The organism is Bradyrhizobium sp. CCBAU 53351, from assembly GCF_015291745.1.
GTDB lineage: Bacteria > Pseudomonadota > Alphaproteobacteria > Rhizobiales > Xanthobacteraceae > Bradyrhizobium.
The window spans coordinates 6415296-6440201 of sequence record NZ_CP030059.1 but is presented as its reverse complement, the minus strand read 5'-3'; the positions used below and the strand labels follow the sequence as shown (position 1 = coordinate 6440201).

Sequence of the window (24906 nt, the reverse complement as noted above, 5' to 3'; positions counted from 1 at the left end):
CCGGGCTACGAGAGTGAAATTCTGGAAACAGCAGCGGCGCTCAGCGTAGCGCGGCGGTCCGCACGACGAACGACGTCGTCTGGAGCTTTGCGGTGGCGCTGCCGGAGAAGATCTCGCAGGACAGCCCCTGCATCGGGTCGTCGGCAAAGCCCATCGCGATCACGGCCCGCGGCTTGACGAAATAGGCGCGCAGCGCCGCGGTATCGAGCTCGCCCATCAGCGTGACCGACATCGCACGGCTGGCGCTCGGCGACAGCATCACGATCTTGAGCCAGACGCTCTCGCCCTTGGCGGCAGAGAGGCGCGTCGCGGTCGCGACCAAGCCGTCGGTGCTCTTGCCGACCACGGTGTTGATCTCCGTCGCCTGGGCGAGGCTGCGCGAGGCGGGGCGGGCCGAACGCGGGATCGGCGCCGAGGCGGCAACGACATTGGCGCGGTCAACCGGGGAGGCCGCGGGCGCGAAAGCCAGCGCCTGCAGGGCCGCGTTGGACACGCTCGCGGTTGCCTGCGGATCGGTGGCGGCGGCAAGGGCCTGGCGGGCCTTCAGCGCAGCGACCTGCGCCGGCGTCGCCTGCTGTGGCGCGGCCGGGACGTCATCCCAGAAGCCGCGGGCATTGATGATGTCGGCCGGCGTCTCCGGCTTGCCGTCAGCAGATTTGCCGGCAGCGGGCTTGTCAGCAACCGGCGCGGGCTTCGGCTTGGGCGGGGCAACGAGCTGCGCATCGGCCGAGGCGAGCTGGATCGCGGCCATTTGCGGCTTGGCGCGGGGCGTCGGCACCGGTTCGGTGGGCTTGGCCGCGGCTGCGACGACGGTGGGGGCTGCCGGCTTCGCGGCCGGGGCGGGCGCGCCCTCGTCATCCTCGTCGCTGCTGGCAGTCGGAGCTGCCGATTTGCCCCTGAACAGGGCGGCGAAGAAGTTCGGCTTGCTGCTGCTGGAATCGTCGCCGTTGCCGCGGCGCTCGATCTCGGCCTTGGCGAGCTCATAGCCCTTCAGCGGCGTGCCGTCGGTCGGCAGATGCACCGTCTTGCCGTCCGGGAAGACGCGGGCGAGCTGATCATGCGTCATGCGCGGCCAGTGCCGGATGCTGCCGGTGTCCAGATGCACGAAGGGCGAGCCTGAGGTCGGATAGAAACCGACGCCGCCGCGCTGCAGGCGCAAGCCGGCGAAGCGGATCTGCTCCAGCGGCACGCCCGGAATGTAGAAGTCCATCGCATGTCCCAGCATGTGCTGGCTGAAGCGCGCCACCCCGGAGGAGCGGCGGCGGAGCATGGCGTTGGTGGCGGGGGAGCGGTAGGACGAGATGATCTGGATCGGCTGCCTGGCGTCGACGTCGCGATAGACTTCCCAGAGGATGTCGAACAGGCGGCGGTCCATGACCGTCTCGTCCTGGGTGCGCCAGTCGCGCAGGAAGTGGTTGAGCTGCTTCAGCGCCGCTTCGTCATAGCGCCCGTCGCGCTTGAAGGTGACGGTGAGGTCTTCGCCGGAATGGGTGTGGTGGAAGGAGAGCGTCTTGGTCTCGTTCAGCGCGGCCGCGTTATGAACCGATCCCGCGGCAGCAAGCAGCAACGCGGCAGCGAGGCCGATGCGCGAACCGGCCTTCACTCCCGCATGGGACAACGACAGCACAGCGAATTGGCGTGCGAGACCAGTCAGCACGTATGAGCCCACCCAGTCGACGAGCGTTCAAAATGGACTCTCCCGCCAACCCCGTTAGCAGCGCGAAGAGGATGAACGCTTTCTTAAAGCGAGAAGGTTAATTCGAGGTTGACCTTCCCGCCCCCAAACCAAGTCAGAATACGATCCTAACCGGTTGACTGTGGCAAAAAAACGCCCGCTCCCCGGGTCGAGGTGGACAATGGTTAACGTTAAACGGCCCCATCCATGGGATAGGGCCGTTGATATCGTTGCAGAATTTTGGAAGCGGCCGTCGAGCAGGCTTACCGGGTAAATACCCGCTGCTGCTGGGGCCGGCGGCCGACCGGAGCCGGCGGCGGGGTCGGAGCCCCGCCTCCGAACAGCCGCTCGAAGAAGTTCGGGCCGGACGAGCCGAAGCCGCCGCCATTGTTGGCCACCGCGACGCCGGAGGGCAGGGTCGTCGCCGGGCGCGAATAGCTGGGCTGCGAGTGCGCAACGACGGCCTCGAGGTCCTTGCCGCGATTGTTCTTCAGGATGTTGATCATGGTCGCGTCGCGGCCATAGACGTCCTTGCGGAATTGCAGCTTGCCGGCGTCATCCACGAACGCGGTCTGATAGGTGATGTTGACCGGCACTGGCGTCGGGAATTTCAGGTCGATCTCGCTCCTGCCGTACATGCTGCGCACGCGCTCCGGCGTGTACTTCTCGTTCGGCATGACGATGTTGAGCAGCACCGAGGCGTACTGATCGGGGTTCTGCACGCGCATGCAGCCATGGCTGAAGGCGCGATCTTCCCTGGCGAACAGGTTCTTGTCCGGCGTGTCGTGCTGATAGACCAGGAACTTGTTCGGGAAGTTGAAGCGGATGCGGCCGAGCGCGTTGGCTTCGCCGGGCGGCTGCGAGATGTGCACCGAGCCATCGCGGTTCTGCTCGAGCTTGAGGCCCATGCGCTGCAGCACGGTGGGGTCCTGCTGAAGCGCCGGCAGATACTCGTTGTAGACGATCGACGGCGGCACGTTCCAGGTCGGGTTGACCGTGATGTACTTCATCGTCTCGGTGAGCAGCGGAGTCGCATGCGTGCCCGGCTTGCCGGTGACGACGCGGGTGGTCCAGACCTGCTGGCCGCGCTGCATCACCTTCAGCGTGTAGTCGGGAATGTTGAGGATCACATAGGCATCGCCCAGCGATGGCGCGCCGAGGTCGCGCGGCAGCCAGCGCCAGCGCTCCATATTGACCAGCACGACGTCGATCTGCTTGTCGCGCTTCGGGGTGTTGAGCGCCTTGACCGTCTTGTCATCGAGGATGCCGGTCGCCTTCATCTCGGCGCTGTTCTGGAACTTGCGCACGGCGTCGGCGACGGCGGCGTCATAGCGGGTGTCGCTGGCGTTCTCGGCGAGGCCCAGCTTGGCGCGGAGCTGCGGCACGCGCGGATCTTCCACGACGATTTCGGCCTGCTTCTTGGTGGCCGGAGTGTATTTCAGCGCCGGACCGTCGGCGATCTCGATCGCCGGGCCGCTGCCCTGACCGCGAAGCTCCGCGAGCTTCGCCTTCAGCTCCTTGTAGAGCTTGTGCGGCGGGTTGTAGCTGTCGAGCGCTGCGGAAGCGTCAGTTGCGGTCGTGACCTTGGCGAGCACCTCGTTCGGGTCGACCGGATGCTCGGGATAGAGGATGTCGCCAGAGACCTGCGACCAATGCATGCGGCCGCTCTGGGCCTGGCGCGCATAGTCGAACATGCTGGCGGTAAGCTTGAGCTCGGCATCGGCCAGCGCATCGGGCGTGGTGGCGCTGGCGAAATCCGGCACCGGATAATCCGCAGGATTGAGGCCGTCGGAGGCGGCGTCCTTCAGCCGCGCGATGACGCCCTTGGCCGCAGCCGTCAGGCTGCCGCCTTGCGTCCAAACCGGCGCGAAGTCGCGTGCGCCGTAAAATTTCTCGATCGCCGCGCGCTCGTTCTTGCGGTCGAAATGGCGCGACGTCTTCGTGCCGATGATGTCCTTGAGCTTGTCGGCGACCGGCTGGTCGGCGGCGGGGACGCTGCTCGCAGCCTTGACCGGCTCGGCGGCCGGAGCCGCAGCGGCGGCGGGTGCCGCAGGTGCAGCCGGATTTGCCGTGGCGGTGTCCGCCTTCGCAGGCTCCGTCTTTGCAGGCTCCGTCTTTGCAGGCTCCGTCTTTGCAGGCTCGGTTTTGGCAGTCTCGCTCTTCGGCGCCTCGGTGGCGGGCGTCGTGGCGACGTCGGAAGGCTTGGTCTCGACCTTGTCCGCGGCGGGGGCGACGTCAGCCTTCACAGGCTCCCTTGCCGGCTCCTTGGCGGAGTCCTGAACCGTGGCGGTGGTGTCGAGCTTGATGTCCGATGCGGTCGGGGGCGGGACATTGGCCGGCTCGGGGCGCGGGATCGCGGCTTCGATCGCGAGCTCCGCAGCGCTGCTGCGCGCCTGATCCTGCGCCAGGGCTGAGCTGGCCGACACCGTGAGGAAGGTTGCCGCGACCGTCATCAAGACACGGTCGAAGCCCGCACGGTGGTTCAAACAGTCACGCATTGTGTCGCACCCCTCGGGTGAACTGTCCCTTATGGAACAGCTTCGTTATCGCCAATTGAGCTTCGGCTAAATCGCGCCGGCCTCTCGAAAGTTGCACGCCTGCACGCAACGATTCATACGCAGACGATATACAGACCCCGGTTTTGCAGCCAGCGCTAACCGGGACAACTCACGCCAAACTGACTTCAAGGGAGCCTCTTGGCAACGGATTGTGCGCTGGCCTCAAGCGCTTTTCCCTGTGTCTGTCACTTCCAAGTCACGGTTCAAGTCGCAGTCGAATTCCGTCGTCATGCGAACGGCTTACAACCGGCTCGCATCGCCTCGCGAACCTCCGTTCGCATGAGGCTCAGTGCGTCTCTTCGCCGCTTTTCCCGCCATGGCCGGGAACCCCGGCTTCGTCGAGTTTGCGGTATAGGGTGGACCGGCCGATTTTGAGACGGCGGGCCACCTCGGACATCTGGCCGCGATAATGCGAGATCGCGAAACGGATGATCTCGTTCTCCATGTCCTCGAGTGCGCGGACATCGCCGGTCGGGGTCAGCATGGCCAAAGTTCCCACGGCCGGGAGAGGCGCGATTGGTATGTCGTTACCTGACACGACCGACGGGCTCGCCGCCGGCTCGAGCATCAGCGGTGCGGTCGGAATCTCGGTGGCGTGGTGCGGCTGCGACGCGAGCAGCGGGAAATCACTGAGGCCGAGCTGGTCGCCCTCGCTCATCACCACCGCACGGTAGACCGCATTCTCGAGCTGGCGGATGTTGCCGGGCCAGTCGAGCTGGGCGAGATGCGCCATGGCCTCGCCGCTGATGCCGGTGATCTGGCGGTTCTCCTCGGCGGCAAAGCGCGCCAGGAAATGCCGGAGCAGATGCGGGATGTCCTCGCGCCGGGCCCGGAGCGAGGGGATCGTCAGCGGCAGCACGTGCAGGCGATAGAACAGGTCTTCCCGGAAGTGTCCCTGCTTGACCCGCTCCAGCAGCCGGCGATTGGTGGCCGAGACGATGCGGACGTCGACCTTGACGGGCTTGCGGCCGCCGACCGCCTCGACGGCGCCTTCCTGAAGCGCGCGCAGCAGCTTCACCTGCGCGGTCAGCGGCAGCTCGCTGACCTCGTCCAGAAACAGCGTGCCGCCATGGGCTTCGACGAATTTGCCCATGTGCCGTTCGGTGGCGCCGGTGAAAGCACCCTTTTCGTGGCCGAACAGAATGGACTCGACGAGGTTGTCGGGAATCGCGCCGCAATTGACGGCGACGAACGGCTTCGCCTTGCGCTCGCCGCTGCCATGGATGGCGCGCGCGAACATCTCCTTGCCGACGCCGGACTCGCCCTCGATCAGCACCGGAATGGAAGAGTTCGCGGCCTTCTGCGCGGCGCGCATCACCCCGGCCATCGCATCGGCGCGGGTGATGATATCGGAGAAGGTCAGCCGGCCCTCGCGGCTGTGCCGGATACGCTGCAATTCGCCCTTGAGCGCGGAGGCGTTGAGAGCATTGCGCAGTGAAACCTGGAGTCGCTCGAGGCCGACCGGCTTGACCACGAAATCGGCCGCGCCAGCGCGCATCGCCGAGATCACGTTGTCGATGCCGCCATGGGCGGTCTGCACGATGACGGGGACGCTGAGGCCCGCTTCGCGGATTTTGGCCAGCACGCCCATGCCGTCGAGGCCGGGCATCACGAGATCGAGGATGACACCGTCGATGGCCGGAGCATCGGGAGCGGTGAGGGCGGCGATCGCGGCATCGCCGGAGTCCACGACGACCGTCTCATAGCCGCATTTCTGCACCATGTTCTCGACCAGCCGGCGTGCTACGGCATCGTCGTCGGCGATCAAAATACTGGCAGCCATGGTGTTCCCCGCACGCTACTACTATCTGTCTCGAATCGGGGCACTCTGGCCGAAGCCGATTAACGCACTCTTAAACCTTGATGCCGCCGCCCGCCGCCGCGATTGTTGAACACAGGTTTCCCACACAATGAATTCGCGATCCAAGTCTGCTCTCAACAAGTCTGCTCTCAACAAGTCTGCTCTCAACAAGCCTGCTCTCAACAAGTCTGCTCTCCGCAAGTCTGCTGCTGCGAAGACATCTGCCGTCAAGAAATCGGCCGCCAAGAAATCTACCGACAAGGCAAAACCCTCCGCAAAACCCGCGAGCAAAACCGGCAATCTTCCCGAGTGGAACCTTTCCGATCTCTATTCCGGGATCGATGCGCCGGAAGTGGCGCGCGATCTCGAAAAGATGGATGCCGACTGCGTCGCGTTCGAGACGGACTACAAGGGCAAGCTCGCGACAGGGACAGCAAACGAAAATGGCGGAAAATGGCTCGCGGAGGCGGTGCGACGCTTTGAGGCGATCGACGATCTCGCCGGCCGCCTCGGCTCCTATGCCGGGCTCGTCCATGCCGGCGACAGCGTGGACCCTGCGATTTCAAAGTTTTACGGCGATGTTTCGGAGCGGCTGACGGCGGCGTCGACGCATCTTCTGTTCTTTGCGCTCGAGCTCAATCGCGTCGATGACGATATTTTGAACCGCGCGATGCAAGCCCCCGAGCTTGCGTACTACCGCCCGTGGATTGAGGATCTGCGCAAGGAGAAGCCGTATCAGCTCGACGACAAGCTGGAGCAACTCTTCCTGGAGAAGGCGCAGACCGGCTATTCCGCCTTCAACCGGCTGTTCGACCAGACCATCTCCGGCCTGCGTTTCAAGGTCGGGTCCAAGGAGCTGGCGATCGAACCGACGCTCAATCTGCTGCAGGACCGTGATGGCGCAAAGCGCAAGAGCGCGGCTGACGCACTGGCAAAGACTTTCAAGGCCAATGAGCGCACCTTTGCGCTGATCACCAACACGCTCGCCAAGGACAAGGACATCTCCGACCGCTGGCGCGGTTTTCAGGATGTTGCGGATTCCCGGCACCTCAACAACCGGGTCGAGCGCGAGGTGGTGGATGCGCTGGTGGCCTCGGTGCGCGCGGCCTATCCGAAGCTGTCGCATCGCTATTATGCGCTGAAGGCGAAGTGGTTCGGCAAGAAGCGGCTGGCCTATTGGGACCGCAACGCGCCGTTGCCGTTTGCCGCAACCGACGTCATCGGCTGGCCCGATGCGCGCAACATGGTGCTGACGGCCTATCGCGGCTTCTCGCCCAAAATGGCCGATATCGCCGAGCGCTTCTTCACCGATCGCTGGATCGACGCGCCGGTGCGGCCGGGCAAGGCGCCGGGTGCGTTCTCGCATCCGACCACCCCCTCCGCGCACCCTTACGTGCTCATGAACTACCAGGGCAAGCCGCGCGACGTGATGACGCTCGCCCACGAGCTCGGCCATGGCGTGCATCAGGTGCTGGCGGCCAAGAACGGTGCGCTGATGGCGCCGACGCCGCTCACGCTGGCGGAGACCGCGAGCGTGTTCGGCGAGATGCTGACGTTCAAGCGGCTCCTTGCCCAGACCAAAAATGCAAAACAGCGCCAGGCGCTGCTGGCCGGCAAGGTCGAGGACATGATCAACACCGTGGTGCGGCAGATCGCGTTCTATTCGTTCGAGCGCGCGGTCCACACCGAACGCAAGAACGGCGAGCTCACCGCGACGCGGCTCGGCGAGATCTGGCTGTCGGTGCAGGGCGAGAGCCTTGGGCCTGCGATCGAGATCAAGGCGGGCTATGAGAACTACTGGATGTACATCCCGCACTTCATCCATTCGCCGTTCTACGTCTACGCCTATGCTTTCGGCGATTGCCTCGTGAACTCGCTCTATGCCGTCTACGAAAACGCGGCCGAGGGCTTTGCCGAGCGCTATCTCGACATGCTCGCAGCCGGCGGCACCAAGCATTATTCCGAGCTGCTGCGCCCGTTCGGGCTCGATGCCAAGGATCCTAAATTCTGGGATGGCGGCCTGTCGGTCATCGCCGGGATGATCGACGAGCTGGAGGCGATGGGCTGAGAGTGAACGCGGACGCCTTGCTCTAGCCGGTCGCGTTGGGGCTGCGGCCGAGGCTGTTCTGCCCGGCCGCGGGCTCATTCACGTCGACGAAGCCGAGCATCGCACCAAACCGGTCGGTCGCCGGCTTGTCGAAGCCGACCGCGCCCTCGAAGCTTGCCGGATTGCGGAAGGTGCCGAACAGCATGTCCCAGATCGGCAGGTCGCCATAATTGAAGGCGTGCACGTCGCGCTGGTGATGGATGCAATGCGCCTCCGGCCGCTGGATGACGAAGCCGAGCCATTGCGGCGTGCGCACATTCATGTGCTGGAAATAGCCGTAGAAGGCGGCGATATAGCCGGTCGCTGCCGCCGCGACCGGATCGAGCCCGAGCACCAGCGTCGTCACCACGGATGCGATCGCAAAGAATGAGATCGTCTCGAGCGGGTGAAAGAGGGCCGCGCCGGACATGTCCATGCGTTGCGGGCTGTGATGGATCTGGTGGAACAGCCGCCACATCAGGGGAAAGGTGTGCGCGCTGCGGTGCCAGCCGTAATTGACGAGTGAGAGCACGACATAGCCGAGTGCCGCACCGCCCGCGACGCCGAGACCGGTGAGGTCCATCCACCTGTGCCGCTCCAGCCAGGCTTCCGGGATCAGCAGCGGGGTCAGCGTCGCCAGCAGGCCCTGAACGGTCAGGAAGCAGAAGCCCCTGAGCCGCCAATAAGGAATCTCCGGGAATTGCCGCGCCGGGATCAGGCGCTCGATGGCCAGCATGACGAGATAGGTCACGGGCACCAAGAGGCCAAACAGGTCGATCGCGGACATCGCTGCGGCTCCAAACTTACAGTGTAAGGTGATTCCACAATACCGCCTTGCGGTGTAAGGTTGCAAGCGGTTTCGATTCGGAATGTCATGACCAGAAAAGCCAGAGCGGGCCGGAAAGCCCCGACTGTCCCGCGCAAGCGTCGGGTCGCGCGCGAAGGGGGCAGGGGGCTGTCCCGCGAGCTCATTGCGGCCTCCGCGATGGCGCTGGTCGATCGCGAGGGACTGGCCAAGCTCTCGACGCGCCGGCTGGGGGAGGAGCTCGGCTGCGAGGCCATGAGCATCTATCATCACTTCCCGAGCAAGGCGCATTTGATGGATGCGCTCGTCGATCTGATGCTCGCACAGGCGCGGGTGGCGATGGAGCCGCAATGGGATTGGCGCGAGCGCCTGCGCCGGGCGGCCCACGGCTTCCGCGCCATGGCGCTCAAGCACCCGGCCTTCTTCCCGTTCTTCGCCGTGCACCGGCTCAATACGCCTGCCGGGGTCGCTTATATCGACGGCATCATCGGCATCCTGCGCGAGGCGGGCTTCTCTGACCGCGACGCCGCAATCTATTTCCGCGAGCTCGGCTATTACCTGACGGGCGCGGCGCTGGATGAGACGGCGGGCTATGCCCGCGGTCCCTCATCGGCGGAGCCGGTCCCGAACGAAACGATCGCCGCCAGCTTCAGGCATCTTGCGGCGGCTGCTCCGTATTTTCAGCCGGCGCATTTCGACGCGACGTTCGAGACGGGTCTGGAGATCCTGCTCGCCGGCATTGAACGCTCGGCCCAGAGACGAGACTAAGCCAGTAGATACTTTATCGTGCTTTTCAACTATTGATTGTTGATCGTGATTTGCGCTGGGGAGGCTCGCATGGCCGATCGGGGACAGGTTCCGCGACCTGAAGCAGCGCGGAACGCCGCGGCCTTCGAGGAGGAAACGCCCTGGTGCCAGAAACACCAGCAGATCGTTCGCGACGAGATCAGGGCGATCAACACGCGCCGCGAGACGGCGCGGCAGCTTGATCCCGACCGCGTCGATGCCTGCCAGATGCTCGACGTTGTCGGGCTCGCTTTGTCCGGCGGCGGCATTCGCTCTTCAGCCACCTGTCTCGGCGTGCTTCAGGCATTGAACCATCACGATCTGATCGGGCGAATCGACTATCTCTCCACGGTGTCGGGCGGCGGCTACATCGGCACCTCGCTCAGCACCACCATGACGGTGACCGGGCGTTTCGTGTTTGGCGAGCGGCCGGCCGGTGGAATTGCGACCGCCAGCGAGATCAGCGACACGCCGTCGGTCGGCCATATCAGGAATTACTCCAACTATTTGATCCCGGCTGGCGTCCGCGACCTGCTGACCGGGATCGCGATCGTGGCGCGCGGCCTGATCGCCAATATCGGACTGACCCTGCCGGTCGTGCTGCTGCTCGCGGCCGTCACGATCTGGTCGACGCCGCTGCGGAGCTGCCTGACGGTCGCGAACTTCTTCGGCGTCGATCTCGCCGACGGCGCGTTGCCGCAGTGTGAGCTGCATCATTTCGGCTGGGTCGCGGACCGCTTCGGCTTCGCGGCGATCGGCACGATGGTCGCGCTGGGGCTGCTCGTCTGCGGCGGAATTGCCTATCTGGTCGCGCGTGCCGAGCGTGGCATGGGTCCGACGCTGTCCTTCATTTATGCCGCGGCGATCGCGTTCCTGCTCGGCATCGCCTGCGACTTCGCGCGCCTCCTGCAGATCAAGCATTTCGCGCTGACGCTGGCGACCGCGATCATCGGTATAGGCCTGTTCTTCGTCTGGGCGCTCAAGCAATCATTGGCGAGCCCCGAAAAACGTCAGGAGTTTCGTTCGCATTGGCCGACTGCCGGCGCGACCTTCCTGGTGCTGCTTGCCGTGATCGCATTCTTCGAGTTCCAGCCCTTCATGCTGTCGCAGATGTTCGATGTCGTCGACAGCGATGCGATCGGCGGGCCGGTCGGCGGCGTTGCCGTCACCTGGATCAAGGCGTTCGCTGCGATCGCCGCGCCGATCGGCGTGTTCGTCACGGCCTTCAGGCAGCAATTCGCCGAATTCCTCAAAGGCAACAGCGTGTCCTCGCAATGGGGTGCGCTGCTGGTCGCGATCATTGCCAAGGTCGCGCTGTGGATCGCGGGCCTGGCGCTGCCGCTGATCATCTGGGTCGCCTACCTCTATCTGTCCTATTGGGGCATCGCCAACGACCCGCTCGAAAAATGCCAGGCGCCTCTGGCCCTCGTCGGGCAGAGGAGCTGCCTTGCCGCCAGCAAATCGACCGCGCCCGCATCGGGCAATCTGGCCGGCAAGATCGCGTTCGACGCGGGCGCGGGCACCTTCACGGCCGAGATCACGCCGCGGCCCGCCGCACCGGCGGCGACGATGGAGTGGCTGACGCCGGTCTCCCACGTGCCGGCCTGGCTCAGATCCGCCGCGAGCAACGTCGCACGACAATTCCATTGGTCGGATGCAGGTTCGGGCTATTCGCACAGCCTGCCTCTGGTCATTCTTTATGCGCTCGTCGGCTTGCTGCTGTTTGCGATCTCCTGGTCTTTGACGCCCAACGCGAATTCGCTGCACCGTCTCTACCGAGATCGGCTGAGCAAGGCGTTTCTGTTCGACCCTGATCGTTCGGCGGACGGCAATATCGCGCGCGCCGAGGCGAGCCTCGACCAGGGGCGTGATTTCATGCCGCTCGATCGCATGAAGCTGAGCGAGCTCTATGCAGCCGCCAGGGACGGCGCCGACAAGGATGGCGTGGCGGCGGCGTCGAAGCTGGGGGCACCCTATCATCTCATCAACACGGCGCTGAACATCCAGGGCTCCGACTTCGCCAACCGGCGCGGTCGCAACGCGGACTTCTTCGTCTTCTCGCCGCTCTATGTCGGCAGCGAAGCGACACGCTACGCCAGGACGGAGGCGGTCGAGCGCCTGGAGCAAGGCCTCGACCTCGCCACCGCCATGGCGATCTCAGGGGCTGCGGCGTCGTCGAACATGGGCTCGAACTCGATCAAGGCGCTGACGCCGACGCTCGCGCTGCTCAACGTGCGGCTGGGCTATTGGCTGAGCAATCCGCGCTATGTCGAGGCCACGGCCCGACCGCAGCGGCGCTCCACGCCCTTGTTCCTGTGGTCGGAAATCTCTGGCCGTCTCTACGAGAACAGCGACGGCGTCTATCTCACCGACGGCGGCCACATCGAAAATCTCGGCGTCTACGAGCTGCTGCGCCGGCGTTGCAAGGTGATCGTCGCAGTCGACGCGGAAGCAGACGCGCCCATGAATTTCGCCTCGCTGATGAAGCTGCAGCGCTACGCCCGCATCGATCTCGGTGTCCGCATCGATCTGCCCTGGACCCCGATCCGCGACCGCACGCGTGCCATCATGGCGGAAAATGCGGACAAGACCTCCGCGCAAGCGTCCCCTGGGACATCGGAAGAAGCCTCGAAGCCCCACGTTCACGTGGCGATCGGCGTCATCGACTATGGCGGCGATGACAAAGGCTATCTCGTCTACATCAAGTCCTCGTTGTCCAGCGACGAGAACGACTACATCCGCGACTATGCGCGGCGGAACGCTACGTTTCCCCACGAGACCACCGGGGATCAGTTCTTCTCGGAGGAGCAGTTCGAGGTCTATCGCGCGCTCGGGTTTCACATGACCCATGGTTTCCTGGCCGGCGACCATGATGTCGCGGTCGGTCCCGGCACTGCCCCGCGCATGGCGCGGTTCACCGCGGCTGGAGAGACGGCCGTCGCCGAGGTGCGCACGGCGCTCGGGCTCCCGGCGCTCCGGCGACGGCCCGTGAGTGCCGCCGCCACGGAGGTCGATCAGGACTGAGCAGCACGCGTCCCGATTCCCGGCAATTGGAATTCCAAATCACCTGATTTGCAGGAAAACCGCGTCCGCCTGCCGTTGCCCTACCCGAAACTTTGCGGTATCCCAGCCTAAGAATTGAACTTTCGACTGGGGACATTCCATGGCTGATCATAGCGAAGTGGCGTACAGCACCGCCGACGGCAACGACTACGTTGCCCACGAGCAGACCTACGAGGGCTTCATCAAGCTGGTGAAGTACGGCACGGCCTCGGTCGCGCTCATCGTGATCCTGATGGCGATCTTCCTGACCTGACCGATCGGCAGCTGCACACGCCAGCGGCAGCAGCTGCCCAGAATATTTGCATTCAAGCCGGTGCTAAAACCGGTATCGAACGCCGCGGGAGTAACGCTCAAGTTTGCGCGCGCGCTGTCCCGCGCCGCCGGAGGACCTATGAAGATCGCCGTTGCCAAGGAAATCGATCCGTCGGAGCCGCGTGTCGCCGCTTCGCCTGATACGGTGAAGAAGTTCAAGGCGCTGGGCGCCGAGATCGCCGTCGAGCCGGGTGCCGGACTCAAGTCGGGCCTGCCGGATTCCGAATTTACCGCCGCAGGCGCCACCGTCAGTGCAGACGCGCTGAAAGATGCCGACATCATCATCAAGGTGAAGCGCCCCGAGGCATCGGAGCTGTCGCAGTACAAGCGCGGTGCGCTCGTCATCGCCATCATGGATCCCTACGGCAACGAGGCCGCGCTGAAGACGATCGCCGATGCCGGCGTCTCCGCATTCGCCATGGAGCTGATGCCGCGCATCACCCGCGCGCAGGTGATGGACGTGCTGTCCTCGCAGGCGAACCTTGCCGGTTACCGCGCCGTGATCGAGGGCGCCGAAGCCTTCGGCCGCGCCTTCCCGATGATGATGACCGCGGCCGGCACCGTGCCCGCCGCCAAGGTGTTCGTGATGGGCGTCGGCGTCGCCGGCCTCCAGGCGATCGCGACCGCACGCCGCTTAGGGGCCGTCGTGACCGCGACCGACGTGCGTCCCGCCACGAAAGAGCAGGTCGAATCGCTCGGCGCCAAGTTCCTCGCCGTCGAGGACGAGGAGTTCAAGAACGCGCAGACCGCCGGCGGCTACGCCAAGGAGATGTCCAAGGAGTACCAGGCCAAGCAGGCCGCGCTCACCGCCGAGCACATCAAGAAGCAGGACATCGTGATCACCACCGCGCTGATTCCGGGCCGGCCCGCGCCGAAGCTCGTGTCCGGCGAGATGGTCAAGTCGATGAAGCCCGGTTCGGTGCTGGTCGATCTCGCCGTCGAGCGCGGCGGCAATGTCGAGGGTGCGAAGCCGGGCGAGGTCGTCGACCTCGATGGCATCAAGATCGTCGGTTACACCAACGTCGCCGGCCGCGTCGCTGCCTCGGCCTCCAGCCTCTACGCGCGCAATTTGTTCTCCTTCATCGAGACCATGGTCGACAAGAAAGAGAAGAAGCTCGCCGTCAACTGGGACGACGAACTGGTCAAGGCCACCGCGCTCACCAAAGACGGCGCCGTCATCCACCCGAACTTCCAGCCGAAGGTTTAAGGAGACCCGCCATGGAGCATGCTGCACAGGTCGTCGACCCCTTCATCTTCCGGCTGTCGATCTTCGTCCTCGCCGTCTTCGTCGGCTATTTCGTGGTGTGGTCGGTGACCCCGGCCCTGCACACGCCGCTGATGAGCGTGACCAACGCGATCTCCTCGGTGATCGTGGTCGGCGCGCTGCTCGCGGTCGGCGTCGGCATGGTTTCGAGCGGCTCGGGATGGGCGCGCGGCTTCGGCTTCGTCGCGCTCATCTTCGCCTGCGTGAACATCTTTGGCGGCTTCCTTGTCACCCAGCGCATGCTGGCGATGTACAAGAAGAAGTCGAAGTAAGCGGCCACCTCGGGCTGAAGGATTAATGGGGACCTGAGATGAGCGCCAATCTCTCTGCATTCTTGTATCTCGTGGCGGGGGTGCTGTTCATCCTGTCGCTGCGCGGACTTTCGAGCCCGGCTTCGTCGCGCCAGGGCAATCTGTTCGGCATGATCGGCATGGCGATCGCGGTCGCCACCACGCTGGCGAGCCATCCGCCGGCCGACGGCGTCGCCTGGGTGCTGGTCATCCTCGCGGTCGCCATCGGCGGCGGCATCGGTGCGGTGATCGCCCGCCGCGTGCCGATGACCTCGATGCCGGAACTGGTCGCCGCCTTCCATTCGCTGGTCGGCATGGCCGCGGTGCTGGTCGCCGCCGGCGCGTTCTACGCGCCCGAGGCCTTTGACATCGGCACGCCCGGCAACATCCATACGCAGAGCCTGGTCGAGATGTCACTCGGCGTCGCCATCGGCGCGCTAACCTTCACCGGCTCGGTGATCGCGTTCCTGAAGCTGTCCGCGCGGATGAGCGGCGCGCCGATCATCTTGCCCGCCCGCCACATCATCAACATCGCGCTCGCATTGGCGCTGGTGTTCTTCGTCGTCCGCCTCGTCCTCACCGGCGGCGCGTTCGATTTCTGGATGATCACCATCCTGGCGCTGGCGCTCGGCGTGCTCATGATCATCCCGATCGGCGGCGCCGACATGCCGGTCGTGATCTCGATGCTGAACTCCTACTCCGGCTGGGCCGCGGCCGGCATCGGCTTCACGCTGGGCAATTCCGCGCTGATCATCACCGGCGCGCTGGTCGGCTCCTCCGGTGCGATCCTGTCCTACATCATGTGCCACGCGATGAACCGCTCGTTCATCTCGGTCATCCTCGGCGGCTTCGGCGGAGAAACCGCCGCGGCCGGCGGTGGCGGCGGCGAGCAGAAGCCCGCCAAGCTCGGCTCGGCGGACGACGCGGCCTTCATCATGAAGAACGCGCAGAAGGTCATCATCGTGCCCGGCTACGGCATGGCGGTGGCGCAGGCTCAGCACGCGCTGCGCGAAATGGGCGACATCCTGAAGAAGGAAGGCGTCGAGGTGAAGTACGCCATTCACCCGGTCGCGGGCCGCATGCCCGGCCACATGAACGTGCTGCTCGCCGAAGCCAACGTGCCCTATGACGAGGTGTTCGAGCTCGAGGACATCAACTCCGAGTTCGCGCAGGCCGACATCGCCTTCGTGATCGGCGCCAACGACGTCACCAATCCGGCGGCCGAAGAGGACAAGACCTCGCCGATCTATGGCATGCCCGTGCTGCAGGTCTGGAAGGCCGGCACCGTGATGTTCATCAAGCGCTCGCTGGCGTCAGGTTATGCCGGCATCGACAATCCGCTGTTCTATCGCGACAACACCATGATGCTGCTCGGCGACGCCAAGAAGGTCACCGAGAACATCGTCAAGGCGATGTAGCGCGCGAACGAGACGGACCGTGGCCATCAACAGGGAATGGCACCGGTCCCATCGCATGCCGCCCAAGGCGGCGCGAGCAGCGCATCAAATGGCACGCCGCCCACAAGGCGGCGTGCGGCTGCCGCGACGTCCCGGCAAGCCTTCGGCCTGACGTCATGAAATTGCTGCGGAGCCGTCGCAAGCCCTGAGTGGAAACCGGGGCCGGCCGCGCAATGATCACCATCGCCAAATGGACCGTCATCCTGCTCGTGGCCGTCTATCTCGCCGGGCTCGTCCTGCTGTATGTCCGGCAGCGCGAGATGCTGTTTCCCATACCGACGATTGAGCGAACCTCGCCCGCTGCGGCGGATTGTCCCGAGGCGGAGGAGCATGTCCTGACCACCTCGGATGGCGAGAAGGTCATTGTCTGGCACGTGCCGGCGAAACCCGGCCGTCCCGTGATCCTGTATTTTCCGGGTAATGGCGATTTCCTTGCCGGTCGTGTCAGCCGCTTCAAGGCGATGACGGCCGACGGCACCGGCCTCGTCGCGCTGTCCTATCGCGGCTATGCCGGCTCGAGCGGCGCGCCGAGCGAGCAGGGCCTGCTCAGCGATGCGGCCGCCGCCTACGCTTTCACCAGCGCGCGCTATGGGGCGGACCGAATCGTCGCCTGGGGCTTTTCGCTCGGGACGGGCGTGGCGGTCGCGCTTGCCTCCGACCACGCCATCGGCAAATTGATCCTGGAGGCGCCGTACACCTCGACGGTCGATATTGCAGCATTGGCATTCCGCTACGTGCCGGTGCGCCTGCTCATGCGCGACCAGTTTCGTTCCGACGAACGGATCGCGCGCGTCACGGTGCCGCTGCTCGTGATGCATGGCACCAATGATCTTGCCATTTCGATCCTGTTCGGAGAGCGTCTGTTCGCGCTCGCGCATGAACCGAAGCAGTTCGTTGGTTTTGCGGGCGGCGGACATGACAATCTCGATAGTTTCGGTGCGGTCGAAACGGCAAGGCGCTTCATTGGATATTAAACGACCTGTCACGCGGCTCCGGGGCGTCTTCCTCCTTGCCGTCTTCATCTTGTTGCCGCAGCAGGCATGGGCGGCCACCGGGCTCGACGGTGCGGCGATGCGCTGGCCCTATGCGCTGCCCTTTGCGGGTCTGTTGCTGTCGATCGCGCTCGGGCCCTTGTTGTTTCCGAAGATCTGGCACTACCATTACGGCAAGATCGCCGCCGCCTGGTCGCTGGCGGCGCTGGCCTCGCTGGTGATTTTTGCCGGAGGCGCGGCGACGCTGGCGGCGCTCGTGCACGCTCTGCTCGCTGAATATCTCGGCTTCATCGTGCTGCTGTTCTCGCTCTATGTCGTGGCCGGCGGAATTCTCATCACCGGCGACATCAAGGCCACGCCGGCGATCAATGCCGGCATCCTCGCGCTCGGTACCCTGGGCGCGAGCATCGTCGGCACCACGGGTGCCGCGATGATCCTGATTCGTCCGCTGATCCGGGCCAACCGGCCGCGGCGCCACAACGCCCATGTCATCGTCTTCTTCATCATCCTGGTTGCAAATGTCGGCGGCGCGTTGAGCCCGCTCGGCGATCCCCCGCTGTTCGTCGGTTTCCTGCACGGCGTCGACTTCTTCTGGACCACCAGGACCATCTGGCTGCAGACCGCGGTCGTGGCCGGATTGCTGCTTGCCATTTTCGTCGCCGTCGACGTCTGGCGCTTCCGCAGCGAGCCTTTGCTCGACGACGCCGGCCCCGGCAAGCCCGTCCGCATCCGCGGCCTCGTCAATCTCGTGCTGATAGCCGCCATCGTCGCGAGCCTGCTGGTGTCGGCGATGTGGAAGCCCGGCATTGCCTTCGACGTTCTCGGAACGAAGTTCGAGCTGGAGGATATCGCGCGCAATTTGGCGCTGCTGGCCATTGCGGCGCTGTCGGTGTGGCTGACGCCGGACGAGCACAGGCTCGCCAACGGCTTCACGTGGGAGCCGATCCGCGAGGTCGCAAAGCTGTTCGCCGGCATCTTTGTCGCCATCATCCCGGTCATCGCCATGCTCAACGCCGGCCACCACGGCGCCTTCGCGTGGCTGTTGTCGGCCGTGACGGCACCGGACGGCACGCCGCGTGAGGTGGCCTATTTCTGGTTCACGGGCTTGATGTCGGCGTTCCTCGACAATGCGCCGACCTATCTGCTGTTCTTCGAGCTCGCCGGCGGCGATCCGCAGGTGTTGATGCATCAGCTCTCGGGCACGCTCGCTTCCATCTCCATGGGGGCGGTCTACATGGGGGCGCTGACCTATATCGGCAATGCGCCGAACTTCATGGTGAGCAGCATCGCAAGCGAGAACGGCATCGAGATGCCGAGCTTCTTCGGCTATTTCCTGCGGGCCGGCGCCGTGCTGATCCCGCTGTTCCTGCTGCTGACGTTGCTGCCGGTCGCGCCGATCCTGCGCTGGCATTGAATCTGCCGGCCGATTTGCTACAGCTCGGCGGACATGATTGGATCCGGTGGATGAGCGCCCATAATCCGACGCCCCGGTCATCCTGGATCTTCCCGGCGCTGGCCGTACTGTTGTTCGCAGCCGTCAGCGCGACGGGCTACGTGTTCACGCTCTCGCCGAGCGGGCTCGTCTTCGCCATCGTCCTCCTGGTCATCCTGTTCGGCGCGGTGTTCGCCGCGGTTCATCATGCCGAGGTGATCGCCGAACGGGTCGGCGAACCCTATGGCACGCTGGTGCTGACACTCTCGGTGACCATCATCGAGGTGGCGCTGATCACCACGATCATGCTGGGTGACAAGCCTGCGCCGGCACTGGCGCGTGACACCGTGTTCGCCGTGGTCATGATCGTCTGCAACGGCCTCGTCGGGCTCTGCATCTTCATCGGCGGTCTGCGCTATCGCGAGCAGGGCTTTCAGCTCTCCGGCGCCAACGTTTATCTCAGCGTCCTGTTCGCGCTCGCGACCATCACCCTGATCATGCCGAACTACACGACCAGCACGCCGGGGCCGGTCTTTTCGGCGGCTCAGCTCGGTTTCGTCGACGTGGTCACGCTCGCCCTGTACGGCGTGTTCCTCTACACCCAGACCGTCCTGCACAAGGATTACTTCGTCCATGAACGGGCGGACGGGGAGGCCGGCGAGGTGCACCCGTCGGGCAGGATGTTCGTGCTCAGCATCGTGCTGCTGCTGGTTGCGCTGCTGGCGGTCGTGCTGCTGGCCAAGAAGTTTTCGCTGGTGGTCGACGCCGTCGCGGCCAAGATCGGCGCGCCGCCGGCCTTCACCGGGCTTCTGGTCGCGCTCCTGATCCTGATGCCGGAGGGCGTCGCGGCCGTCTCCGCGGCTCGCAAGAACGACCTGCAGAAGAGCATCAACCTGGCGCTCGGCTCGTCGCTGGCCACCATCGGGCTGACGATCCCGGCCGTCGGCACTGCCACCTACGCGCTCGACAAGGAGCTCGAGCTCGGCCTCAGCGCCCAGGGCAGCGTGCTTTTGCTCCTGACCTTCTTCCTGAGCATGCTGACCTTCGGCACGGGCAGGACGAATGTCCTGTTCGGGCTGGTCCATATGGTGGTATTTGCCGTCTACGTTTTCATGGTTTTCGTACCCTGACCCACCGCCTCCGCGACCCCTTCAGGTCCGGGTCACATCCCTGGAGTTCCCGATGCTTGCCGCCAAATCCGAAGTTCAGGTCGATAACGAGGAGGTTCGGGTCACCGAATGGCGGCTCGGTCCGGGCAGCGCCACCGGGCATCACACCCACGGCATGGATTACGTGATTGTTCCCGTCGTGGCGGGGGAGATGACCATCGTAGCCCCCGGCGGCGAGCGGTCCAAGGCGCAGCTGGCGGCCGGGAAATCCTATTTCCGCAAGGCTGGCGTCCAGCATGACGTACTTAACGAAACCTCAACCGAGATCGTGTTCCTTGAGATCGAGCTGAAGCCGTAACTTCGGCCTTAACACTTGCCATCGATCCGTCGCAGTTGATCCCTTACAATGCCCCAAAGTTCCCGCATCAGATCGCGCGGGGAGTGGCCGGAATGCTGAAATACCTCGCTAAAATTTCGATGGATATTTTCCCCTCGGTGCTCGCGACGATCATCGGGGCGTACATCGTTAATCACTACATCAACGCCAGGCCGGCGGCTGATGCCCCCTCGGCCGTCGTGGCTCCCGCCGAGGCCGGCAAGGACGGCAAGCCCGCCGATGTCGCCAATCTCCCGGCCCCTGGCGTCAAGGCGAAAGGCATCCCCGAGAAGCACGTGACGGACAAGCCGGCGGCTGAGAAGGCCGCCGATCAGCCTGTCGTCGAGCACAAGGCCGCGGATGTGACGCCGGGCGATGCCAGCCCGCGCGGCAAGGCGCCCGCGCGCGAGAAGGCTGCCGCCAAGTCTACGCCGACTTCGCCCGCGGCTACACCCGCTTCCGCTGCCCCGGTGGCGGAGGCCAATTCGGCGCCGGCTGCGACCTCCGACGCCAACGATCTCGTGCGTGCCGCGATCGAACGCCTGCGCAAGACGCCTGAAGGCAAGTCGTCTGAGAGCAAGTCGTCTGAAGCCAAGTCGTCGGAAGCCAAGTCCGCTGAGGCCAAATCTTCCGAAACCAAGCCGTCCGAGATTCGACCGTCCGAGCCCAAGTCAGCCGAGCGGCCGGCCGAGCCTGCCGTGCGGGAAGCCTCCCGCACGCCCGAGGCCCCGCGAATCATCAATATGGAGCCGGCCGCGGTCCGCCCGCTGCCGCCGCCGATTACGGTGTCGACGCCGTCACCCGAGGCCTATGGCAATAATGGTTCCTCGTCGGCCAATCCGCCTTACACGGCCTCGGTTGGCAACGACGATCCGAATCGGATGACGCCGCCGGCCGACATTCCCGTGCCGATGATCGCGCCGCCGCTCGATCTGCGCGCCGATGCCGGTGCCTCCATGCCACGGCCGAAGAAGACCAACGTGGCCGACGAGATGCTGTCAGGCATGAAGTCGATGTTCCACTCCGTTCTGCCGAAGAGCGCCACCCCCGACTAGACAACGTCTGCGCTGCGCCCAGACCGTCAGCCGCCGACGCGGGCAAGGCCGCTGCGCGCGGTGTCGTCGCGTGGGCGAAGCGAGACGGCCCGTGTGTAGGAAGCGGCCGCCTTGGCCTTGTCGCCCAGCCGTTCATAGGCCTGTCCGCGCGCGGTCCAGACCTGGGCGCTGTGCGGATCCACCTCGGAAGCCTCATCCAGATCGGCTGCGGCTTCCTTGACCTTGCCGAGCGCAAGATAGCTGATGGCGCGGCCGAGCAGCGGCTCGACCTTCTGGGGGTTGAGCCCGCTCGCAGCAGTGAAATCGGCGATCGCGAAGTCGTGCTGATGATTGCCCTGGTAGATCAGGGCACGGCCATAAAGCGCCTGCGCATTGTAGGGATCGAGATCGACCGCGCGATTGAACTCGTCGAGCGCTGCCGCGGTCTCGCCTGACTTCGCCAGGGATTGGGCTTTTGCGGTGCGGGCCTGAGCTTCGGTGACGTTGCCGGCGCTCACCGCGCTCTCAGCGGGCGCGGCCGCCTTGGGTGCTTCCTGCTGCGGCTTGTCCTTCTCCGGCATCAACGATCCCAGATCGAAGGAGCAGCCGCACAGCGCGATCCCCGTCAAAGCCAGCGCGAACGGCCACCAGATCCGGCGTCGCCGCGCCAAGCCGCGTTGGGGGAAAGGGGAGGCCATCTACGGTCGCTCGCGCTAGAGCATGATCCGGAAAAGTGTGAAGCGGTTTTCCGAAGAGTTCATGCTCAAACAATAGACCAAAGCACGATGAAAGACCCATCGCGCTTTGGTGCCGCATCGTGCGTGCCCCGTCCCAGAAAGGCACCGCCCACAAACAATGACGCGGGCCAGGGGCCCGCGTCATCGGAAACTGAATCTTGCAAGATCCGGTGGATCAGCGCGGTCCGCGCGGACCTGCACCCGGGCCGCTACGACCGCCACGATCACCGCCGGGACCGGCGCCGAACACCGGCTTCGGCTTCATCGGCAACAGGCCTTCGCGCTGCAGCTTCTTGCGGGCCAGCTTGCGCGCACGGCGCACGGCTTCGGCCTTTTCGCGGGCCTTCTTCTCGGACGGCTTTTCGTAGTGACCGCGGAGCTTCATCTCGCGGAAAATACCCTCGCGCTGCATCTTCTTCTTCAGCGCCTTGAGGGCTTGATCGACATTGTTATCGCGAACGAGAACCTGCACGCGGCATCCTCTTTAGTGGATCGGATTTGAATTCTGGTAAGACGAAGGGGATGGCGAAACGCGCAAGCCCTTAACCTTGAGGGCGCGGATGTATCAGACAAAACCGGGGATGTCCACCGGCCAAGCGGGGATTCGGGCCAAGTTCAGCCATTAAATAAGGCAAAATATCTCCGTGCGGCCCTGATTTGGGAGATTTGACGCCAAGGGTGGGGCCGTTTCCGGAGCTTTGTTCCGGAATCTTGAAAGCAGGGGACGACACATGGATATCAAGAAATACGCTGCTGAAGCCATCGGCACCTTCTGGCTCACATTCGCAGGTTGCGGGAGCGCGGTGATCGCCGCCGGCTTTCCGCAGGTCGGAATCGGCCTGGTCGGTGTCTCCCTCGCGTTCGGGCTTAGCGTGGTCACCATGGCCTATGCGATCGGCCATATCTCGGGTTGCCATCTCAACCCCGCGGTCACCGTCGGTCTTGCTGCCGGCGGCCGTTTTCCCGCCGGGCAGATCCTGCCCTATGTGATTGCCCAGGTGGCAGGTGCGATCGTGGCGGCTTGGCTGCTCTATGTCATCGCGAGCGGGGCTCCCGGATTCGACGTCAGCAAGGGCTTCGCATCCAACGGCTATGATGCGCATTCGCCCGGCCAGTACAGCATGATCGTCTGCTTCCTCACCGAGGTGGTGATGACCATGATGTTCCTGTTCATCATCATGGGCGCCACGCATGGCCGCGCGCCCGCCGGCTTCGCACCGCTCGCGATCGGGCTCGCGCTGGTGATGATCCATCTCGTCAGCATCCCCGTCACGAACACGTCGGTGAACCCGGCGCGCAGCACGGGCCCCGCGCTATTCGTCGGCGGCTGGGCGACAGCGCAGCTTTGGCTGTTCTGGGTCGCACCGCTGATCGGCGGCGCGCTGGGCGGGGTGATCTATCGCTGGCTCAGCGAGGAGCCCACCGGCGTCGTCGCGGGCGTGAAGACGGTGTAACACGAAAGGGGATCGCAGCGATTGCTGCGGTCCCCCACGTGCCCTTGTCACTTGTCTTTCGACGGCCTGACTTCGGTGACGTGGCCCATCTTGCGGCCGGGGCGCGGCGCGCCCTTGCCATAGATGTGCACGGTCGCGCCCGGCACGCCGAGCCACTTCTCGTAATCGTTGATCTCGTCGCCGATCAAATTTGTCATGGTGACGACCTCGCCATGGCGCACCGGCTTGCCGAGCGGCCAGCCGGCGATGGCGCGGATGTGCTGCTCGAACTGCGAGACCGACGCGCCGTCGAGCGTCCAGTGCCCGGAATTATGCACGCGCGGGGCGATCTCGTTGACCAGCACCTTCGGTCCCGTGCCATTGGCGAGCACGAACATCTCGACGGCGAGCACGCCGACATAGTCGAGCGCGCTGGCGATCTTTCCGGCGATGCCGCGCGCTTCCTCGGCAAGCGAATCCGGGATCCGTGCGGGTGCGCGCGAGATCTTCAGGATGTGGTCGCGATGCTCGTTCTCGGTGACGTCGAAGCACTCGACCTCGCCTGTGATCGAGCGTGCGGCGATCACGGAAATCTCGCGCTCGTACGGCACGAAGGCTTCCAGGATCGCCGATTTGGTGGCGAGGCTGGTCCACACCTTGGCGATGTCGTCGCCCGCGCGGATGATGGCCTGGCCCTTGCCGTCATAACCGAAGCGGCGGGTCTTGAGCACGGCCGGAAGACCGATCCTGACGATGGCCTCGCGCAGCGAAGCCACCGAGGTGACGTCGGCGTAAGCGGCCGTACCGATGCCGAGGCGGGTGACAAAATCCTTCTCGGCGAGCCGGTCCTGGGTGGTCTCGAGGATCTTGCGGTTGGGCAGCACCGGCCGGCGCGCATCCAGCACCATCGCCGCAGCCGAGGGCACGTTCTCGAATTCGTAGGTGATGACGTCGACGTCGTTGGCGAACAGTTCGAGCGCTTCAACGTCGGCATATTCGGCGCAGGTCGCGTTCAGCACGACGTCGAAAGCGGGCGAGTCCGGATCGGGCGAGAACACCTGGCAGCGCAGGCCGAGCCGTGCCGCCGCCATCGCCAGCATCCGTCCCAATTGTCCGCCGCCGAGGATTCCGATGGTGTCGCCGGGCTTCAGCTTCACCTGCTTTGCGTCACTCACGCCTTGTCCTCCGGGCGCTCGGCAACCGCCTCGGTTTGCGCCTTGCGCCAGGCGGCGAGGCGATCCGACAGGGCCGGGTCGGACAATGCCAGCACGGCAGCGGCAAGCAGTGCCGCATTGATGGCGCCCGCCTTGCCGATGGCGAGCGTGCCGACCGGGATGCCCGCGGGCATCTGGACGATCGAATGGAGCGAGTCGACGCCCTTGAGCGTCTTCGATTCGACGGGCACGCCGAACACCGGCAGTTCCGTCAGGGCCGCCGCCATGCCGGGCAGATGAGCAGCGCCTCCGGCGCCGGCGATGATGATCTTGTAACCCGCGGCCTTGGCGCCCTTGGCGAAAGCAAACAGACGGTCGGGGGTGCGGTGGGCCGAAACGATGCGGGTGTCGGCGGCAACGCCGAGCGCGGCAAGCGTGTCGGCGGCATGCCGCATCGTGTCCCAGTCCGACTGGCTTCCCATGATGATGGCGATCGGCGCGGTCATGACGTTAATTGTGCCCGAAAAACAGAAGGATAGGCC

General features: G+C 64.9%; 21 protein-coding genes. 13 read left to right on the top strand and 8 right to left on the bottom strand.

Translation table 11 applies throughout. The features are described 5' to 3' along the window. Positions 1 to 40 precede the first annotated feature (40 nt). The 3 genes from XH83_RS30610 to XH83_RS30600 all read right to left on the bottom strand — a co-directional run bounded on the left by XH83_RS30610 (position 41) and on the right by XH83_RS30600 (position 6016). A complete protein-coding gene (locus tag XH83_RS30610; protein ID WP_246776355.1) occupies positions 41 to 1657 on the bottom strand; it encodes a DUF882 domain-containing protein in 1617 nt (538 codons plus the stop codon). A gap of 281 nt (positions 1658 to 1938) precedes the next feature. Continuing rightward, entirely contained in the window at positions 1939 to 4173 is a 2235-nt protein-coding gene (locus XH83_RS30605; protein ID WP_194404322.1) for a murein L,D-transpeptidase, read from the bottom strand. A 346-nt stretch (positions 4174 to 4519) separates the two neighbouring features. Beyond that, positions 4520 to 6016, bottom strand: coding sequence for a sigma-54 dependent transcriptional regulator (locus XH83_RS30600; RefSeq protein WP_194404321.1), 1497 nt, complete (start codon positions 6014 to 6016; stop codon positions 4520 to 4522). Between the two features lie 127 nt (positions 6017 to 6143). On the opposite strand from XH83_RS30600, the gene XH83_RS30595 reads away from it, so the two are divergent. Next, the gene (locus XH83_RS30595; RefSeq protein WP_194404320.1) at positions 6144 to 8102 is read left to right on the top strand and encodes a M3 family oligoendopeptidase; all 1959 of its coding nucleotides are present in this window, start codon (positions 6144 to 6146) and stop codon (positions 8100 to 8102) included. Positions 8103 to 8124: 22 nt separating this feature from the next. Here the strand turns inward: XH83_RS30595 and XH83_RS30590 are convergent, their stop codons facing one another. Beyond that, positions 8125 to 8907 carry a sterol desaturase family protein gene (locus tag XH83_RS30590; protein ID WP_194404319.1) on the bottom strand — a complete coding sequence of 261 codons (783 nt, stop codon included), beginning with the start codon at positions 8905 to 8907 and terminating at the stop codon, positions 8125 to 8127. An 87-nt stretch (positions 8908 to 8994) separates the two neighbouring features. On the opposite strand from XH83_RS30590, the gene XH83_RS30585 reads away from it, so the two are divergent. From XH83_RS30585 to XH83_RS30535, 11 genes are all read left to right on the top strand, one after another. Beyond that, the gene (locus XH83_RS30585) at positions 8995 to 9693 is read left to right on the top strand and encodes a TetR/AcrR family transcriptional regulator (protein ID WP_194404318.1); all 699 of its coding nucleotides are present in this window, start codon (positions 8995 to 8997) and stop codon (positions 9691 to 9693) included. A gap of 69 nt (positions 9694 to 9762) precedes the next feature. Further along, positions 9763 to 12735, top strand: a complete 2973-nt coding sequence (locus XH83_RS30580; protein ID WP_194404317.1) for a cell division protein — start codon at positions 9763 to 9765, stop codon at positions 12733 to 12735. Positions 12736 to 12874: 139 nt separating this feature from the next. Next, complete coding sequence (locus XH83_RS30575; protein ID WP_018317799.1) at positions 12875 to 13027, top strand: aa3-type cytochrome c oxidase subunit IV; 153 nt, start codon at positions 12875 to 12877, stop codon at positions 13025 to 13027. A 138-nt stretch (positions 13028 to 13165) separates the two neighbouring features. Then, on the top strand, positions 13166 to 14293 hold the full coding sequence (locus XH83_RS30570) for a Re/Si-specific NAD(P)(+) transhydrogenase subunit alpha (RefSeq protein ID WP_194404316.1): 1128 nt from the start codon (positions 13166 to 13168) through the stop codon (positions 14291 to 14293). Positions 14294 to 14304: 11 nt separating this feature from the next. Continuing rightward, positions 14305 to 14622, top strand: coding sequence for a proton-translocating transhydrogenase family protein (locus tag XH83_RS30565; protein ID WP_024337650.1), 318 nt, complete (start codon positions 14305 to 14307; stop codon positions 14620 to 14622). A 38-nt stretch (positions 14623 to 14660) separates the two neighbouring features. Next, entirely contained in the window at positions 14661 to 16058 is a 1398-nt protein-coding gene (locus XH83_RS30560) for an NAD(P)(+) transhydrogenase (Re/Si-specific) subunit beta (RefSeq protein WP_194404315.1), read from the top strand. 215 nt (positions 16059 to 16273) lie between these two features. Continuing rightward, positions 16274 to 17071: an alpha/beta hydrolase gene (locus tag XH83_RS30555; protein ID WP_194408452.1), complete on the top strand. Its 798-nt coding sequence runs from the start codon at positions 16274 to 16276 to the stop codon at positions 17069 to 17071. A 97-nt stretch (positions 17072 to 17168) separates the two neighbouring features. Further along, positions 17169 to 18503 (top strand): sodium:proton antiporter, encoded by a 1335-nt coding sequence (locus XH83_RS30550; RefSeq protein ID WP_246776523.1) that lies wholly within the window; start codon positions 17169 to 17171, stop codon positions 18501 to 18503. A gap of 50 nt (positions 18504 to 18553) precedes the next feature. After that, positions 18554 to 19651: a calcium:proton antiporter gene (locus XH83_RS30545; RefSeq protein ID WP_194404314.1), complete on the top strand. Its 1098-nt coding sequence runs from the start codon at positions 18554 to 18556 to the stop codon at positions 19649 to 19651. 52 nt (positions 19652 to 19703) lie between these two features. Continuing rightward, positions 19704 to 19988, top strand: a complete 285-nt coding sequence (locus tag XH83_RS30540; protein ID WP_194404313.1) for a cupin domain-containing protein — start codon at positions 19704 to 19706, stop codon at positions 19986 to 19988. Between the two features lie 92 nt (positions 19989 to 20080). Further along, complete coding sequence (locus tag XH83_RS30535) at positions 20081 to 21061, top strand: hypothetical protein (protein ID WP_194404312.1); 981 nt, start codon at positions 20081 to 20083, stop codon at positions 21059 to 21061. 26 nt (positions 21062 to 21087) lie between these two features. Here the strand turns inward: XH83_RS30535 and XH83_RS30530 are convergent, their stop codons facing one another. Continuing rightward, entirely contained in the window at positions 21088 to 21738 is a 651-nt protein-coding gene (locus XH83_RS30530; RefSeq protein WP_194404311.1) for a tetratricopeptide repeat protein, read from the bottom strand. 214 nt (positions 21739 to 21952) lie between these two features. After that, a complete protein-coding gene (rpsU, locus tag XH83_RS30525; RefSeq protein WP_014492442.1) occupies positions 21953 to 22249 on the bottom strand; it encodes a 30S ribosomal protein S21 in 297 nt (98 codons plus the stop codon). 259 nt (positions 22250 to 22508) lie between these two features. On the opposite strand from rpsU, the gene aqpZ reads away from it, so the two are divergent. Next, positions 22509 to 23231, top strand: a complete 723-nt coding sequence (aqpZ, locus tag XH83_RS30520) for an aquaporin Z (protein ID WP_194404310.1) — start codon at positions 22509 to 22511, stop codon at positions 23229 to 23231. Positions 23232 to 23278: 47 nt separating this feature from the next. On the opposite strand, the gene XH83_RS30515 is transcribed toward aqpZ, so the two are convergent. Both XH83_RS30515 and purE read right to left on the bottom strand, forming a co-directional pair. Further along, a complete protein-coding gene (locus XH83_RS30515) occupies positions 23279 to 24385 on the bottom strand; it encodes a 5-(carboxyamino)imidazole ribonucleotide synthase (RefSeq protein ID WP_194404309.1) in 1107 nt (368 codons plus the stop codon). Beyond that, positions 24382 to 24870, bottom strand: a complete 489-nt coding sequence (gene purE, locus XH83_RS30510; RefSeq protein WP_194404308.1) for a 5-(carboxyamino)imidazole ribonucleotide mutase — start codon at positions 24868 to 24870, stop codon at positions 24382 to 24384. Before purE ends, XH83_RS30515 begins: the two co-directional genes overlap by 4 nt. Positions 24871 to 24906: the final 36 nt, after the last annotated feature.

Bases quoted from the DNA above. Each gene is read 5' to 3' on its own strand.
- XH83_RS30605 (WP_194404322.1), bottom strand. From the start codon at position 4,173: ATGCGTGACTGTTTGAACCACCGTGCGGGCTTCGACCGTGTCTTGATG.
- XH83_RS30600 (WP_194404321.1), bottom strand. From the start codon at position 6,016: ATGGCTGCCAGTATTTTGATCGCCGACGACGATGCCGTAGCACGCCGG.
- XH83_RS30595 (WP_194404320.1), top strand. From the start codon at position 6,144: ATGAATTCGCGATCCAAGTCTGCTCTCAACAAGTCTGCTCTCAACAAG.
- XH83_RS30590 (WP_194404319.1), bottom strand. From the start codon at position 8,907: ATGTCCGCGATCGACCTGTTTGGCCTCTTGGTGCCCGTGACCTATCTC.
- XH83_RS30585 (WP_194404318.1), top strand. From the start codon at position 8,995: ATGACCAGAAAAGCCAGAGCGGGCCGGAAAGCCCCGACTGTCCCGCGC.
- XH83_RS30580 (WP_194404317.1), top strand. From the start codon at position 9,763: ATGGCCGATCGGGGACAGGTTCCGCGACCTGAAGCAGCGCGGAACGCC.
- XH83_RS30575 (WP_018317799.1), top strand. From the start codon at position 12,875: ATGGCTGATCATAGCGAAGTGGCGTACAGCACCGCCGACGGCAACGAC.
- XH83_RS30570 (WP_194404316.1), top strand. From the start codon at position 13,166: ATGAAGATCGCCGTTGCCAAGGAAATCGATCCGTCGGAGCCGCGTGTC.
- XH83_RS30565 (WP_024337650.1), top strand. From the start codon at position 14,305: ATGGAGCATGCTGCACAGGTCGTCGACCCCTTCATCTTCCGGCTGTCG.
- XH83_RS30560 (WP_194404315.1), top strand. From the start codon at position 14,661: ATGAGCGCCAATCTCTCTGCATTCTTGTATCTCGTGGCGGGGGTGCTG.
- XH83_RS30550 (WP_246776523.1), top strand. From the start codon at position 17,169: ATGCGCTGGCCCTATGCGCTGCCCTTTGCGGGTCTGTTGCTGTCGATC.
- XH83_RS30545 (WP_194404314.1), top strand. From the start codon at position 18,554: ATGAGCGCCCATAATCCGACGCCCCGGTCATCCTGGATCTTCCCGGCG.
- XH83_RS30540 (WP_194404313.1), top strand. From the start codon at position 19,704: ATGCTTGCCGCCAAATCCGAAGTTCAGGTCGATAACGAGGAGGTTCGG.
- XH83_RS30535 (WP_194404312.1), top strand. From the start codon at position 20,081: ATGCTGAAATACCTCGCTAAAATTTCGATGGATATTTTCCCCTCGGTG.
- XH83_RS30530 (WP_194404311.1), bottom strand. From the start codon at position 21,738: ATGGCCTCCCCTTTCCCCCAACGCGGCTTGGCGCGGCGACGCCGGATC.
- aqpZ (WP_194404310.1), top strand. From the start codon at position 22,509: ATGGATATCAAGAAATACGCTGCTGAAGCCATCGGCACCTTCTGGCTC.
- purE (WP_194404308.1), bottom strand. From the start codon at position 24,870: ATGACCGCGCCGATCGCCATCATCATGGGAAGCCAGTCGGACTGGGAC.